Annotated in this window: 16 protein-coding genes; 10 read left to right on the top strand and 6 right to left on the bottom strand. The window is 63.5% G+C overall.

What is annotated here, in order from left to right:
* The first annotated feature begins 55 nt into the window (after positions 1–55).
* Entirely contained in the window at positions 56–256 is a 201-nt protein-coding gene (locus AC5RTB_RS07570; RefSeq protein WP_494060458.1) for a hypothetical protein, read from the top strand.
* Positions 253–1,518: a hypothetical protein gene (locus tag AC5RTB_RS07575; RefSeq protein WP_494060459.1), complete on the top strand. Its 1,266-nt coding sequence runs from the start codon at positions 253–255 to the stop codon at positions 1,516–1,518. Before AC5RTB_RS07570 ends, AC5RTB_RS07575 begins: the two co-directional genes overlap by 4 nt.
* On the opposite strand, the gene AC5RTB_RS07580 is transcribed toward AC5RTB_RS07575, so the two are convergent.
* Positions 1,480–1,884: a phage holin family protein gene (locus AC5RTB_RS07580; RefSeq protein ID WP_494060460.1), complete on the bottom strand. Its 405-nt coding sequence runs from the start codon at positions 1,882–1,884 to the stop codon at positions 1,480–1,482. The genes AC5RTB_RS07575 and AC5RTB_RS07580 overlap by 39 nt on opposite strands.
* Positions 1,885–1,986: 102 nt before the next feature.
* On the opposite strand from AC5RTB_RS07580, the gene AC5RTB_RS07585 reads away from it, so the two are divergent.
* The 4 genes from AC5RTB_RS07585 to AC5RTB_RS07600 all read left to right on the top strand — a co-directional run bounded on the left by AC5RTB_RS07585 (position 1,987) and on the right by AC5RTB_RS07600 (position 6,849).
* Positions 1,987–3,126 carry a histidinol-phosphate transaminase gene (locus AC5RTB_RS07585; RefSeq protein ID WP_494060461.1) on the top strand — a complete coding sequence of 380 codons (1,140 nt, stop codon included), beginning with the start codon at positions 1,987–1,989 and terminating at the stop codon, positions 3,124–3,126.
* 123 nt (positions 3,127–3,249) lie between these two features.
* Positions 3,250–4,422, top strand: coding sequence for a pyruvate dehydrogenase (acetyl-transferring) E1 component subunit alpha (gene pdhA / locus AC5RTB_RS07590; RefSeq protein ID WP_494060462.1), 1,173 nt, complete (start codon positions 3,250–3,252; stop codon positions 4,420–4,422).
* Positions 4,422–5,396: an alpha-ketoacid dehydrogenase subunit beta gene (locus tag AC5RTB_RS07595; RefSeq protein ID WP_494060463.1), complete on the top strand. Its 975-nt coding sequence runs from the start codon at positions 4,422–4,424 to the stop codon at positions 5,394–5,396. Before pdhA ends, AC5RTB_RS07595 begins: the two co-directional genes overlap by 1 nt.
* A 10-nt stretch (positions 5,397–5,406) precedes the next feature.
* Positions 5,407–6,849 (top strand): dihydrolipoamide acetyltransferase family protein, encoded by a 1,443-nt coding sequence (locus AC5RTB_RS07600; RefSeq protein ID WP_494060464.1) that lies wholly within the window; start codon positions 5,407–5,409, stop codon positions 6,847–6,849.
* 38 nt (positions 6,850–6,887) lie between these two features.
* Here AC5RTB_RS07600 and AC5RTB_RS07605 read toward each other — a convergent pair whose 3' ends face one another.
* Positions 6,888–8,189: an aminotransferase-like domain-containing protein gene (locus tag AC5RTB_RS07605; protein ID WP_494060465.1), complete on the bottom strand. Its 1,302-nt coding sequence runs from the start codon at positions 8,187–8,189 to the stop codon at positions 6,888–6,890.
* 46 nt (positions 8,190–8,235) lie between these two features.
* Positions 8,236–9,237, bottom strand: coding sequence for a LuxR C-terminal-related transcriptional regulator (locus tag AC5RTB_RS07610; RefSeq protein WP_494060466.1), 1,002 nt, complete (start codon positions 9,235–9,237; stop codon positions 8,236–8,238).
* A 351-nt stretch (positions 9,238–9,588) separates the two neighbouring features.
* On the opposite strand from AC5RTB_RS07610, the gene AC5RTB_RS07615 reads away from it, so the two are divergent.
* From AC5RTB_RS07615 to AC5RTB_RS07625, 3 genes are all read left to right on the top strand, one after another.
* Positions 9,589–9,723: a hypothetical protein gene (locus tag AC5RTB_RS07615; protein WP_275450934.1), complete on the top strand. Its 135-nt coding sequence runs from the start codon at positions 9,589–9,591 to the stop codon at positions 9,721–9,723.
* 96 nt (positions 9,724–9,819) lie between these two features.
* Positions 9,820–10,779 (top strand): lantibiotic dehydratase C-terminal domain-containing protein, encoded by a 960-nt coding sequence (locus AC5RTB_RS07620; RefSeq protein WP_494060467.1) that lies wholly within the window; start codon positions 9,820–9,822, stop codon positions 10,777–10,779.
* A 50-nt stretch (positions 10,780–10,829) separates the two neighbouring features.
* Positions 10,830–11,021, top strand: coding sequence for a hypothetical protein (locus AC5RTB_RS07625; RefSeq protein ID WP_494060468.1), 192 nt, complete (start codon positions 10,830–10,832; stop codon positions 11,019–11,021).
* A gap of 85 nt (positions 11,022–11,106) precedes the next feature.
* Here the strand turns inward: AC5RTB_RS07625 and AC5RTB_RS07630 are convergent, their stop codons facing one another.
* On the bottom strand, positions 11,107–11,670 hold the full coding sequence (locus AC5RTB_RS07630; protein WP_494060469.1) for an NADPH-dependent FMN reductase: 564 nt from the start codon (positions 11,668–11,670) through the stop codon (positions 11,107–11,109).
* A 147-nt stretch (positions 11,671–11,817) separates the two neighbouring features.
* On the bottom strand, positions 11,818–12,327 hold the full coding sequence (locus AC5RTB_RS07635; protein ID WP_494060470.1) for a helix-turn-helix domain-containing protein: 510 nt from the start codon (positions 12,325–12,327) through the stop codon (positions 11,818–11,820).
* A 141-nt stretch (positions 12,328–12,468) separates the two neighbouring features.
* Between AC5RTB_RS07635 and AC5RTB_RS07640 the strand changes: the two genes are divergently transcribed.
* On the top strand, positions 12,469–13,491 hold the full coding sequence (locus AC5RTB_RS07640; protein WP_494060471.1) for a Gfo/Idh/MocA family protein: 1,023 nt from the start codon (positions 12,469–12,471) through the stop codon (positions 13,489–13,491).
* Here the strand turns inward: AC5RTB_RS07640 and ald are convergent.
* On the bottom strand, positions 13,488–14,600 hold the full coding sequence (ald, locus tag AC5RTB_RS07645; protein WP_494060472.1) for an alanine dehydrogenase: 1,113 nt from the start codon (positions 14,598–14,600) through the stop codon (positions 13,488–13,490). The genes AC5RTB_RS07640 and ald overlap by 4 nt on opposite strands.
* Positions 14,601–14,804 lie beyond the last annotated feature (204 nt).

Here is a 14,804-nt window from a genome sequence, read left to right on the forward strand (position 1 = left end):
GTCTCATCAGACTGTCCAGGACATTGCCAGAGCGCTTCGGATTGAGGCGGAAGCCGTGGAATCGGTGCGTGAACGCCTCCGGGGAGCCGAAGGGATCAGCTGGCACTCCCCGGCTGGGCGGAATTTCCGGGCTTACCTGGCTGAGCGGGCTACGACGGTGACGGTAACGGCTGCACACCTGCGTGAAGTGGCTTTCGCGCTTGATGCCTACGGCTCGGCACTGGCCAGTACCGAGGGAAAGGGCGCACTCGGATGACATCTCCTGGTCCAGACCTCAAGCCGATCGTCACGCCCGCTGATACAGACGGGGTAGCAAGGGTGATCGGTGGAGTTGGCGGTATCCGTTTCCAATGGGATGAGTTGGACAGAGGCGCGCAGATCGTCAGCGATGCGGCCGCGGAACTGCAGCGAATATGGGTAAGTATCAAGTGGATTGACCTGCGCCTGTCAACGGTGCGGTCGCTCAGCGACATCCTTGCCGCCGGTACGTCCGCCGCAGCGGGGGCAGTCGCCGCCGAGGGGATACATGCGGGCCTTCAACGGCTCTCGGAAGGCAGCTCCGCGCTGGACGGAACAGCGGACAGGATCAGAAGAAGCCGCCTGGCGTATGAGCTCGCTGAAATCAGCACCAGGGACCACATCAGTCACGCCGTTGCTGAAGTTCTCCCGTCGGTGCCCTACCGGTCCACACCCGTGAGGTTGACGCACACGAGGACTGACTCCATTCAGCTGCAGGGGACGGTGGACGGTCTGTTGTCGCGGGTGTCCAAAGCCAGAAACGAGCCCGGATCGTCCTTCGAGGTCCTGGAAGTAGCAGGTCAGTCCGGACCGACCTATGTCGTTGTCATCCCCGGAACGGAGTGGACAGATCCGGGCCAGCCCTTCAACGCGGATGGAATAGCCGAAGCGAAATTCGAGGACAGCACGCACGTCAATGAAGCGGTAGCGAGTGCTCTTGAGGGGGTGGGTGCGGATGCGGGCGCCAACGTCGTGCTGGTTGGCTACAGCCAGGGAGGGATGCACGCGGTGAATCTCGCGAACAGCGGGCGGGTGCATGAAACGTACTCGGTCGAGCTGGTTATTACGGCAGGATCTCCCATCACCGAGGAGGACGTTCCGCAGAGCACCACCTTTCTCCACCTTGCCCATGAGGACGATCGCATCCCGAAGTGGAACTTCGCCCCCATCACGGACCGACCCAACCAGGTATCAGTCGTGCTTGATCATCCTGTCGAGTTGGCGCCAGGCGAGAACTACGACCTCGGCCCGGCCCACAAGATCAACAGTTACCGGGAGGGGGCGCAGGCCGTTGACCTGAGTTCGCATCCGTCCATCGCACCGATCGCGGCGGCGCTCAACACGGCCGTCGCGGGACCGTCAGCCAAGCGTCACGTCTTCCAGGTCACCAGGGCGCCGCTCACCGTTCCTCAGCCGGCTCCGGCAGGCACGCCCTTCAAGGACCAACAGGCCAAGGAACGCTCAACGCCTGGTGCCGGTGATCGTCCCCGCGACAAGTGAGACCAGGCTGATGATGATCGCCCCGAGGATCGCGGTCCAGAAGAAGTCGTCCACCACGAAGTTGATCGGGGTGAAGGAGGTGAGCCACGAGGTGAGCATGAGCATGCCGGCGTTGATGATGATCGTGAAGAGGCCGAGAGTGAGGATGGTCAGAGGAAGCGAGAGCAGCGACACCACCGGTCGGACCAGTGCGTTCACAATGCCGAACACCAGACCGACGAAGAGAAAGGAGAGCACGCTTTCGACTGTTTCATTGCTGGAGACTTCAACGGCGGCTTCCGAGCCCAATTCGATGCCGGGTAACAGCCATGCCGCCACCCACAGGGCAAGAGCGTTGATGAAAACCCTCACAATAAACCTGAGCATGTACTTATGCTGTCACACCCGGTCGCTCTGATCCCTTGCTGACCAGAGTTCCCAGCGCCCGCCGTCGCCCGTTGAGCGAGCCTCGCCAGTACGCTTGTGCACATGAGTGCACCCGAAAACCACACCGACGTTGCTGCGGAAAAGGTCACCCGCATCCACCCGCGTAGCGTACTTGGTCGTCTGCCCCGCTACGCCGCCGGGAAACCCCCGGTAGTCATCGAAGGGCTGGACAGCTACAAGCTTTCATCGAATGAGAACCCGCTGCCGCCCCTCCCCGCGGTACTGGAGGGCATTGCCCAGCAGACGCAGATCAACCGCTATCCCGACCCGATGACCACAACCCTTCGCACCGAACTCGGTGCGTTCCTGGGGGTGCCGCCGGAGGACATCGTCACAGGCGCCGGAAGTCTCGGCGCGCTCAACCAGATCCTCGCCGCATTCGCAGGTCAAAATGACTACGACGCACCCGACGAGGTGATCTACCCCTGGCGGTCCTTCGAGGCGTACCCGATCTGCGTCGGACTGGCCGGCGCCACGAGCGTGCAGGTTCCCCTACTCCCGGACTCAACCCACGACCTCGATGCCATGGCCGCAGCCATCAACGACCGCACCCGGGTCATTCTGCTGTGCACCCCAAACAACCCAACCGGCCCCGCACTCAGCGAGCAGGAAGTGCGGAGCTTCCTTGCCCGAGTGCCAGGCAATGTCGTCGTTGTGCTGGATGAGGCTTATGTGGAGTTTGTCCGGAAGGCCGACGCCGTCGAGGGGCTCCCGCTCTATCGCGACTATCCCAACGTCGTCGTACTCCGCACGTTCTCCAAGGCGCACGGCCTCGCGGGGCTGCGGGTGGGGTATTCCATCTCACAGCCCGTTCTCACCGAGCACCTTCGTGTGAGCGCCACACCCTTCGCGGTATCCCAGATCGCCGAGCACGCTGCCGTCACTTCGCTGCGGCACATCGCCGAGGTCCGGGAGCGAGTGCAGAGCATCGTTGACGAGCGCTCCCGGGTGGTCAGCGGATTGAGAGATCTCGGATGGCGGATCCCGGAAGCAGAAGGAAACTTCATCTGGCTCGCGCTGGGGGAGAACACCCCGGAGTTTGCTGCGCTCGCAGAACAGCAAGCCCTCTCAGTGAGGGCATTCGGCACAGAGGGTATACGGGTCAGCATCGGAGAACCCGACGCAAACTCCCGCTTTCTCGAGCTTTGTGCAACCTACACAAGGGGCCCAGGCGTTTCCTAGCACTTCAAAAAATAGGTGGTGGGCGCCGTCATCGCTACTCTAGTAAGACTGCGCATGCACTCTAGTGCATGAACCAGAAAAACATATACTACCCACGGAATATTATTTGCGAGGAACCAGAGTATGGCAACACCCCGCCTGCCTGCAGCCGAGTTCGATGCAGAGGAGCAGCTCGACGCGCACCACCTCCCCGAGTACCCCCGGGAGCCCTCTGGAATGTTTCAGATGCTCACGCCCGAGGGCGAGCTGAAGAACTCGGACTTCAGGGGCTATGCTCCGGCCGAGGACGAGCTTGCCTCGCTCTACCGGGAGATGTATCTGATCCGGAGGTTCGATCAGGAAGCCACAGCGCTGCAACGGCAGGGTGAGCTTGCGCTCTGGGTGCCGATGCGCGGCCAGGAGGCAGCACAGATCGGTTCCGCCCAGGCCATGCAGGCGCAGGATTACGCATTCCCGACCTACCGCGAGCACGGTGTGGCAGTCTCCCGGGGCGTAGCACCCGCAGATTTGCTCAAACTGTTCAGGGGCATTACGAACGGCGGCTGGGACCCGAAGGACTCGAACTTCCACCTCTACACGCTGGTGCTCGCAGCCCAGTGCCTGCACGCCGTTGGTTACGCCATGGGCATGCAGCGCGATCAGGTTGCGGAGCCGTCCGCGCCGAAAGCAGCCACCGTGGCCTACTTCGGCGACGGGGCCAGCTCTGAGGGCGACGTGCACGAATCCATGGTCTTCGCTGCCTCCTTCAATGCTCCGGTGATCTTCTTCTGCCAGAACAACCATTGGGCCATCTCGGTGCCCACCGAGGTCCAGTCTCGGGTTCCGCTGGCGCACCGCGCCCACGGCTACGGCTTCCCGGGTATCCGGGTGGACGGCAACGATGTCCTCGCGGTGCAGTCCGTGACCCGCTGGGCGCTGGACCGCGCGCGCAACGGCGGAGGCCCGGTACTGATCGAGGCGTTCACCTACCGGATGAGCGCGCACACCACGGCTGATGACCCCACCAAGTACCGCCTTGCAGCAGAGGAAGAGCAGTGGGTGGCACGTGACCCGCTGGCCCGGGTGGAACTCCGCCTGCGCGCCACCGGCATCGGAGACAACTTCTTCCAGCAGTTGAAGGAGGAAGCGAAGGGCCTCGCCGGGAAGCTGCGCGCCGCGGTCCTGTCCATGGAAGCGCCCGGCCTGGAGCATCGGTTCGCTACTACCTATGCAGAAGCGCACCCGCTCATCCAGGAAGAACTGCAAGCCTGGCGGAACTATGAAGCCGGGTTCGACGTCGAGGAAGGTGCCCGCTGATGGCCATCATGACCATAGCGAAGGCACTCAATGAGGGCCTGCGGGCCGCGTTGAGCGCACACCCGACCGCCCTCCTCATGGGGGAGGACATCGGGGACCTGGGCGGTGTCTACCGGGTTACCGAGGGCCTGAAGGCGCAGTTCGGGCCGGACCGCGTGGTGGATACGCCGCTCGCCGAGTCCGGGATCATCGGCACCGCCATCGGCCTCGCCCTCCGCGGGTACCGGCCCATCTGTGAGATCCAGTTCGACGGGTTTGTCTTCCCCGCTTTCAACCAGATCACCACGCAGCTGGCAAAGATCCATGCCCGCAGCGACGGACTCCTGACCGCACCGGTCGTGATCCGGATTCCCTACGGCGGCGGGATCGGGAGCGTTGAGCACCACTCCGAGTCGCCCGAGGCGCTTTTCGCCCATACAGCCGGCCTTCGGATCATCACGCCGTCCAACCCGCATGACGCTTACTGGATGATCCAGCAGGCGGTCATGTGTGCGGACCCGGTGATCGTGTTCGAGCCGAAGCGCCGCTACTGGCTGAAGGGGGAGGTGGACGTGTCAGCGGTACCGTCGAGTCCCTTCCACGCCGAGGTACTGCGTGAAGGCAGCGACGCCACCATCGTGGCCTATGGTCCGCTGGTGCCTGTTGCCCTTGCCGCGGCGAACGCCGCCGCTGAGGACGGCAGAAGCGTCGAGGTCATCGACCTGCGTTCCATCTCACCGATCGACTTTGATACCGTCACCGCCTCAGTACTCAAGACCGGGCGGCTGCTGGTGGCCCACGAGGCCCCTACCTTCGGCGGCATTGGGGGGGAGATTGCCGCGCGGATTACCGAGCGCGCGTTCCTGTCCCTTGAGGCGCCGGTTACGCGCGTAGGCGGCTTCCACCTGCCCTATCCCACCGCGCGCACCGAAGAGCACTATCTGCCGGACCTCGACCGTATCCTGCACTCGCTCGATACGGTGTTCGCCTACTAGAAGGACTCCCATGACGCTGAATACCTTCAACCTCCCTGACGTGGGCGAGGGTCTCACGGAAGCCGAGATCGTCCGTTGGCAGGTTCAACCCGGCGCTACCGTCGCCGTCAACGACGTCATCGTGGAGATTGAAACCGCCAAGTCCCTGGTCGAACTCCCGTCGCCCTACGCAGGGGTGGTCGCAGAACTCCTCGTTCAGGAGGGCGAGACCGTTGAAGTGGGAACACCCATTATTTCGGTCTCGGACGTTGCGCTCGGAGATCCGGCCGGCGCTACGGAGAATCCGCCGGCCGCCGAACACGTGCCGGGCGAGCTTGTCACTCCGCCGGCGGCCGCGCCGTCATCGGACGCGAATGCGCCCCTGGTCGGAACCGGCCCCAAAGCCGATTCCTCCCGCCGCAGACCGCGGACCAACCGCCCCGCCGCATCCGAACAACCGATGACGACGACGGCACCCGCATCGGCGCACGTCACCGACGTTCAGCCGGCCCACAGGGCCGCGGCGCCCGCTCCGTCCCCCGCGGAGCCTTCCAGCGCGGTGCGTCGTGCCCTCGCCAAACCGTCCGGCGCGTTGCGTCGTGCCCTCGCGAAGCCTCCGGTCCGCAAGGCCGCCCGGGATCTCGGAATCGACCTGGCCGATGTCCCCGCCACTGGGGGTGCCGGTGAGGTCACCAAGCAGGATCTCCTGAGCTACCAGGCACAGCGCGACGCCGAGCAGGACCACGCGCCGTCGTTCTGGGGTGCTGCTACCCGCCCGCAGGATGAGCGGATTGAGCGCATCCCCGTGAAAGGCGTCCGCAAGGCCACCGCCCGGGCGATGGTCGAGAGTGCCTTCTCCGCGCCGCACGTGAGCATCTTCGTCGACGTCGATGCCTCCCGGACCATGGAGTTCGTGAAGCGGCTCAAGGCCTCACGCGACTTCGAGGGGATCAAGGTATCGCCGCTGCTGATCCTCGCCAAGGCCGTCATTTGGGCAGCAGCACGGAATCCATCGGTCAACGCAACCTGGACGGATCAGGAAATCCTGGTCAAGCACTTCATGAACCTCGGTATCGCGGCCGCCACCCCGCGCGGACTCATGGTGCCGAATATCAAGGATGCCCAGGACCTCTCCCTGAAGGAACTGGCGCTGGCGCTCAACGATCTGGCTTTGCGCGCACGGGCCGGCAAGACGCAGCCCGCGGAGATGCAGGGCGGAACCCTGACCATCACCAACATCGGCGCTCTCGGCATCGACACCGGAACTCCGATCATCAACCCGGGTGAAGTGGCCATCGTGGCGTTCGGAACCATCAAGCAGAAGCCCTGGGTGCTTGACGGCGAGGTCATACCGCGCTGGATCACCACCCTTGGCGGTTCGTTTGATCACCGCGTTGTCGACGGTGACCTGAGCGCCAGGTTCATGGCCGACGTCGCGTCGATCCTCGAAGAGCCCGCGTTGCTGCTCGACTGAGCCGTGGGGGACGCCGACGGCGCGTATTCCGCCGTCGGTTACTCGCGGGCGGAGTTGTTTCCGATCGCTGTTTTCAGGATGGGTGTGAGACGGCGAACCCCCTCCTTGATGTCCTCCGGCGAAACCGCGCTGAAAGCAAGACGCAGCTTGTTTGACGGGTCATCCGACGGCGTGAACGCGGCGCCGGGGATGAAGACGACGCCGGCATCAATGGCCTGATAGAGCAGCGGATATGTGTCCACCCCCTCCGGCAGGGTGATCCAGACGAAAAACCCACCGTCCGGTGTGGTCCAGGAGGCGCCCTCCGGCAGATGCTCGGCAAGGGCTTTCAGCATGGTGTCGCACCGCTCGCTGTAGAGGGAGCGGGTATTGGAGAGGTGCCCCTGCCAGTCGTAGTCGCTCAGGTATGCGGAAACCAGCATCTGGGTCAGCGGCGACGGGCACAGCACCACGGCTTCACACGCCAGGTAGAACCGGCGGTGCAGATGCCGTGGGACAAGCGCCCAGCCCAGCCGGACACCGGGAGCGAAGATTTTCGAGAAGGATCCGAGGTAGATGACGTCATTCGGGTTGCCGGCCCGCATGGGCGGCAGCGGATGCCCGTCAAAGCGGAGCAGACCGTATGGATTGTCCTCGAGGATCAGGATGTTGTTGGCACGGCAGATGTCGACGATACGCTGGCGCCGGTCAGCGGCCATGGTGATGCCGCTCGGGTTGTTGAAGCTGGGAATCGTGTAGAGCAGCTTGATGCGGCGATCTTCCGCGAGCAGCTCCGCGATGCGCTGCTCAAGCATTTCCGGAACAAGACCCTGCTCATCCATCTCGATAGCCTGTACGTCCACCTGGTACGCCTCGAACGTGTTGAGGGCGCCGACATACGTCGGGTCTTCACACAGAATCACGTCGCCGGGGTCGCAGAAGACTTTGGCAGCGACATCCTGCGCGGACTGCGAGCCCGTTGTTACAACGATGTCTGCCGGGTCCGCGTCGGTGATCCCTTCGGCGGCCATCACCTCGCAGATCTGCCGGCGAAGCTGTTCCATGCCCTGGCCGCCGCCGTACTGCAGCGCCTCCAGACCGTGCTCCGAGATGAGCCGCTCGGCCGTCTTCCCCAACTCCTGCAGCGGAAGCGACTTCAGGTAGGGGCTCCCACCCGCCAGGGAGACAAGTCCCGGTCGGATGGAGATGTCGAAGACGTCCCGGACTGCGGACTGTTTGATGTTTGCAGCCCGTTCGGAGAACAAATCCTCGTGTCGGTGGGCCGATTCCGCAGCCCGTTCGAGGGCCACTTCGGTTTCGGCGGGCAGCAGCGTCGAATTCAGTTCATCCTGAGAGGTCACGCGTCGAGTCTAGAGGACGCGTTGACCGATAGGCAACGGAAGTTTCCTAGATCCACCCTGCCTGGCAGGCTCTGATGCCCGCCTGGAAACGACTGTCTGCGTGCAGGGCCTCAAGCATCCAGGCGATGTGGCGCCGGCAGGTGCGCACACTGATATCCAGGCGCCGGGCGATGACCTCATCGGAGTAACCGTCCGCGAGGCACTCAAGGATGGCGCGCTGAGTGCTGTTGAGAGGTGATGGTTTCGGTTCGTCAATGAGGAAGGGCTCGCTGAGCTCCCAGGCAAACTCAAACAGCTGGGTGAAGATGTGGATCAGGTGAGGATCCCGGACTACGAGCGCTGCCTTGTCATCGTGCTTGAGCTGACGTGCTACCAGAGCGAGTTTTCGGTCGAATATAAGCATGCGGAGCGGGACGCGTGGCAGTGCTCCGAACTGCCCGCCTCCGGCGGTAATCGCGGCAACCGCCTTGCGCGTCGGGACATGATCGCGTGTGCTGACGTCGTAGAGCGTCTTGCGCTCAACGCCCTGACTCAGCAGCTCCAGGTCCTTCCGGACGTTCTCCTCCTGAACATCCGCCGTCGATCCCTGACCGGGCTGGGCAATCAGCACCTTCTCAGTGACGTCCCTGCCGTAATCGATGAGCACCCGATGGATGAGGTGCGGGTCTTCCAGCGTCTCTACCGATGAGCTGGTGATGACGCCTTTTCGAGCTTCAAGGTAGGTCGGCACGAGGGTGGAGAGTTCCCGCCGTCGGGCACTGATCCTTGACCGGAGGTTCTGCACCGTGCGCTCATCTGCATCGACGAGATCGGCCAGCGCAACGTCGGGAGATACGGCAACATAGGCGTCAGGGGAGGCGCCCTGCTCGCTGAGTAGGCGGCGCTCCACGAGCACTTCCATTGCCGAGTCGATCTCCCGTAGGGTGTAGCCAAGCGCGTCCGAGGCTTCCGATTTGGTCCATCCCGGGTGGCCGACAGCATAGCGGTATAGCTCAATGGACATACCGTCGAGCATCCGGGTTCCCTTTCCAGCTGGCTGCGTTCTCATGGGTAGCCTACAGACCCGCCGTGAGGGACCTGCGTTCGGGGTCCGCGCCGGCCGCCGTAAAGCCCGAAAATGACGCCGAAAAAGATGACATGTCAGGTTAATGACCTTGCTCGCGCGACTGGACGACACCTCTTCCCAAAAGTCCGTAATCAGCGCAAATGCTCGGCGTGCCGGGTGTGTTTCGGAGTTCTGTGACGGGTCTCCAACGGCCGTGATGTCCGTATCAGGCCATGTCCTGAAGAGGGCATCTTCTCAGGTGGACACGTCCTGAGAGTCACACACATGCTGGTTCCACCGGCTCGACGGCGAGCGGGACAGCGTCACATGCAACCTGACGGAAGGGAACGTCCAGTGAAGAAAATCATCGGCGCAGCCGCAGGCCTCCTTGTCGCAGCAGCAGCCCTCGCGCCGGCCACCCCGGCAGTTGGAGCAGCAAGCTGGGATTGGCCAAAGACCGTAACCGCGAGCTGGGACTGGCCGAAATAAGACCAGATGAATAGCGTTTCAGGCCTTCATCGCTGAAGCTGGAACGCTCAAAGACTCGCCCCAGCGGGGGTAACCATTAGCCCGGAGGAGGATGCCATGAGTCAGCTGACAGCAGTTCGAACCGCCTCACGAACTGCACCCAGCGCTCAATGGTGGCATCTCTCCACTCATGCAGGCGGCTTCGATGTAGCGGACGGCATCATCGTAGACCTGGTTACCCCGCTGGCGGCGCAGGCTCAAGTATTGCGAGCCGGAAGATGGTTCTACACGCGAAGTGTGGAACCATCTGCTGTTCAGGTGCGACTCCATATCCTGACGCAGCCCGCCACCATCGAACGGTTGCGGACGGCGCATCAGGTGCTGCAGAACCGCAACCCCGACACGTTGGCCGCGCTGCCTTCCCGTCAGTCCATTTCCACCCCCGCCACCAGCGGGTACTATCTGCGGGGTATCGAGGATGCCGACCCTCAGCTCGAAGCTGAGCTGTACAAGTACGGCGGAGTCGAGGGTCTTGCGCTGGCGGAGGAAGTCTTCGAGCTCTCCTCCGAACTGGCTGCATGGGGCACGCAGCGCTTCTCAAAAATGCACAGCCGCTCCGCGTTTGCCGCACTGGTCCTTTTCGATTCTGCACGAAGCATGATGAAAGGCTCGCGGTCCGCCAGTTGGGCTGATCGGCGCCGGATTTCCTGGGACTACTACTGGGACAGCCACCTCAAGACCTGCACACCCGACCTCGGGGCGCGCGGCACCGGAGTCCGGGAAGCGATCGCTAACCAGGTGAACGCGAGAGTACCGGCATTCCAAGGCCTCATGGCCGCAACCGCCGCCGAATCAGCGGTTCACAACTGGCGACGCCGGTGGTTCCGTACGGTAGACACCTACCTTTACCGCGCGGACAAGTCACGCGTAAGCCGCAGCGCCCAGCACCTGACAGTGCACCAGGCGCACATGACCCTAAACCGCCTTGGTTTCAGCCCCCGTGAAGAAGCCGTCCTCGGCTTGTATGCCCGCACGTGGAGCGTGGACCATGAACGCGCCCTGTTCAACCGAAACTGACTACGTCCTGCTCGATCGTCGCCACTTATGACGAGAAAGGAAAGTGCAGCATGGCCTACAACGAAGACGTCATCCTCGCCGCTGACGCACACGACCTGAGCGAGGCATTGGGATGTTCGCCTGACACCGTGGAGAATCTTCGCGGAATGGGAGTAATCGCCTCCCAGGGCGAGCTCTGGGAAGTCGGAGCTGCGCGGGACTACCTTCGCGACGCCGCCTGGGCAGACAGTCTCTGGCACTGAGCCAACTCAACCGGAACAAGAATTCGGTAGGCACTGAACGTAAAAGCCCCGACCCTCATGGGTCCGGGCTTCAGCGCGAAGGCATCTATGCGGCTGCTCCGACAGCGACGCCCTCCAGTGACTTCACGATGGACCGAAGCTGCTCAACCACTTCCTCGTCGTCCTTGGGGTGTACGTCCGCGAAGCGTGTGACCGAGCTGGGGATGGACAGCTTTGCGTCCTCAAGGACACGGGCGCCGGCCACCGTGAGGGAGCGGCGTGCGTCGTCGTGGGCCCACACCCCGCCGTACTGACCGAATGCTGAGCCGATTACCGCGGCGGGCTTTCCGCTGATTGCCCCCGCGCCGAAGGGGCGCGACAGCCAGTCGATGGCGTTCTTCAGCACAGCCGGCATGGTTCCGTTGTACTCGGGGGAAACCACCAGCACGGCATCGGCGGCCTGGGCCGCTGCCCGCAGCGCGGCGCCTGCCGGGTGCCGGTCGGCGTCGTTGTCCTTGTCTTCGTTGTAGTACGGGATGTCGGCGAGCTGGTCGAACTGGACCACGTTTACGCCCTCGGACGCACGCAGGGCGAAGGCTTCAGCAAGTTGCTGATTGATGGAACCTTCCCGGAGGCTTCCAACAAGCGTGAGAACAGTGAACTTCGCCATAAATTACTCCTCGGGGCGCTGTGGCGCAGGCGCGCCGATCAAGCTTTACAGGAGTTAAAACCCTCCGTTGCGACCCGCTATTCCGGTCGGGACTGTGACATGCACGACGCCGCAGCGGCCTCACCGCCCCATGGGCACGTAAGCGCTCTACTTGGCGTCGAGGACTCCGCCGTCACGAAGACGGCTGATGAGCGAACTGAGCTCCATCCGAAGCGTGGTGCTTTTCTCGGCGAAAAGCTCGTCCTCGAGGGCGCGCGCCTCGGCAAGGGCTTTGGTGCCCGTATCGGTGATCGAGTGGACGCCTCCCTCTGCCTCCACAAACCCCGACTTGGTCAGGTTGCTGAGGGAGCTTTCGCTGACGGACTCGGAGAGGAGGCACTGCGCCGCAATCTCTGACACAGTAGCTCCCTCTAGTTCCGCGAGGCCGCTCAGCACGGACAGGTCAAGGGGAGTCAGCCCGAGTTCAGCCAGCTGGGCGTGAAGGTGCTGCTGCACAAAGTGGGCCGCCGTGGTGAGCATGAGGCGCGTCGAGTGGGTGTCTACGGGGGCGCCGTCGGCTTGGCCGATTTCAGCTGCACCGGAAGAGACGGGCGAAGCGGGCACGTCGGCGCCGAAGTCTGGAGTGGATTGAGCGCTGCGGTCCTGGGCAGTGGCCATTGAGGTCCCTTGGGTACGAGGATTTCCGTGGCCACTGCTTGACCGATGAATGATCATAGTATGGCTTTCGGCCGTCGTAAACTCTCACGTATTGGGCCATTGGCTGGTGCTGAAGAGGAGCTGCCGCCCTAGGGTTGGGTCATGGAGAAAATCAGGACTGCCCTCATCGGATTCGGCTTGGGCGGAAGGGTTTTCCACGCCCCGTTCATCAGCACCAATGACCGGTATTCCCTCGATGTCGTCGTGACGTCCAACGAGGACCGCATCACGCAGGTGGAAGCCCAGTACCCCGAAGCCCGAATTCTCCGTACCGTCGACGAGCTGTGGCAGCAGCTCGATCAGCTGGATCTCGTAGTCGTGAGTACGCCTCCGGTCACCCACGCGCCGCTGGCGGAGCGAGCGCTGAAGGGAGGCGCCGCCGTCGTTGTTGATAAGCCGTTCGTGGTGGATTCAGCAAACGGTGAGCGGCTCATTGACCTCGCCCGGGAGGAAGGACAGCTGCTGACTGTCTTCCAGAACAGGCGTTGGGACGGCGATTTCCTGACCGTTCGCAAGCTGCTCGAGGAGGGCAGATTCGGGACGGTTCGTCGTTTCGAATCCCGGATGGAGACGTACAAACCGCTGGTCACCAAGCCATGGAAGGCCAAGAGCGGGGCGGAAGAGGGTGGCGGGATCCTCTATGACCTCGGCCCCCACCTGATCGACCAGGCGCTGCAGCTCTTCGGCGACGCGGAACTCATGCACGTGGAGCGCGCAGCCCACCGGGAAGTCGAAGGGCCCGACGACGACGTCTTCCTCGCCCTCCGGCACTCCTCAGGCGTAATCAGCCATCTCTGGATGAACGCCCTCGCGCCGCAGGCGGCACCGCGGTTCCGGGTTACCGGTTCGGAGTCGGCGTACACGAAGTGGGGAGTGGACGTGCAGGAGGCCGCAGTGGATGCGGGAATGCTGCCCACCGACCCCGGCTATGGCGTTGAGGACAAGCTTGCGTGGGGACTGCTCGGGTTCGACCATGAAGCGACGCGCCAGCCCACCGAGAACGGCAACTACCCGGGGTTCTACGAGGTTCTCGCAGCGGCGCTGCAGGACGGCGGTCCTGCACCGGTCGATCCGGCGGACAGCCTGCGCGCCCACCGGATCATTGAGGCGGCGCACAACTTCTAGACGAGCTGGCGCCAGTCTTCGGTGAGGTCAAGGCCATGGGCTTCGGACACCGAATGGTGCGCCACCGCGCCGTCGGCGATGTTGAGCCCGTGCGACAGCGCCGGAATGGCCTCGAAGGCGCCGCGGACTCCCTTGTCGGCCAGCGCTATGGCGTAGGGGAGCGTGACGTTGGTCAGCGCGTAGGTCGACGTGTTCGGAACGGCTCCGGGCATGTTGCCCACGCAGTAGAACAACGACTGGTGGACCGTGAAGGTGGGGTCCTCATGGGTGGTCACGTGCGAGTCCTCGAAGCAGCCGCCCTGATCCACCGCAATATCCACGAGCACGCTGCCCGGCTTCATACGCGAAACCATGTCGTTGGTGACCAGCTTCGGTGCCTTCGCTCCCGGGATGAGGACCGAGCCGATGACCAGGTCAGCGTCCAGGACAGCCCGCTCGATCTCGAAGGCGTTGGATGCGATTGTCCTGATCCGGCCGGCGTACTGGGCGTCGAGTTCGCGCAGACGCGCGATGTTGATGTCCATGACGGTGACGTCCGCCCCCGTGCCTACGGCCATCGCGGTCGCATTGGTCCCGGCAACCCCGGCTCCGAGCACAACCACCTTCGCCGGACGCACGCCCGGCACGCCGCCGAGCAGGAGTCCCGGTCCTCCGGCCGGCGCAGTCATGACCTGTGCTCCCACCTGGACGGAAAGGCGCCCGGCAACCTCGGACATAGGGGCCAGGAGGGGCAGTGCACGGCCGTCCTGAACGGTCTCATAGGCAATCGCCGTGACGCCGGATTCCATAAGCGCATGCGTCAGCTTCGGTTCAGCCGCGAGGTGCAGGTAGGTGAAGAGGACCAGGCCCGGCCGAAAGCGGTGGTACTCCTCCGCGATCGGCTCCTTGACCTTCATGACCATGTCGGCGCGCGCCCAGACGTCATCGGCGTCGTCGACGATCTCCGCACCGGCGGCGACATACTCATCGTCGGTGATGTTTGATCCGACGCCGGCTGACCGCTCCACCAGAACCGTGTGGCCGTGGGTGCGGAACTCGTGCACACCCGAGGCCGTAATGGCTACGCGAAACTCGTTGTTCTTCACTTCTTTGGGGACGCCGATGATCACGGGATTCTCCGTTTGCTCTCAGGTTGAGTTAGAGGTTTGCTCTCAGGTTCAGTTGGGGGTCGAGCAGCGAGCTTGTGGCTCCGCAATTACAGGATACGAGCGGTTCTGCCGCGCCGACAGGGCACGGATCTGCCCACCCGCGCAGCGAAGAATGACGGCGGCAGATGCCGGCGTCGTCGTTACTGTGCCATTCCGGGCAGGAGT

The sequence above is a fragment of the Arthrobacter sp. M71 S08 genome (assembly GCF_059089725.1).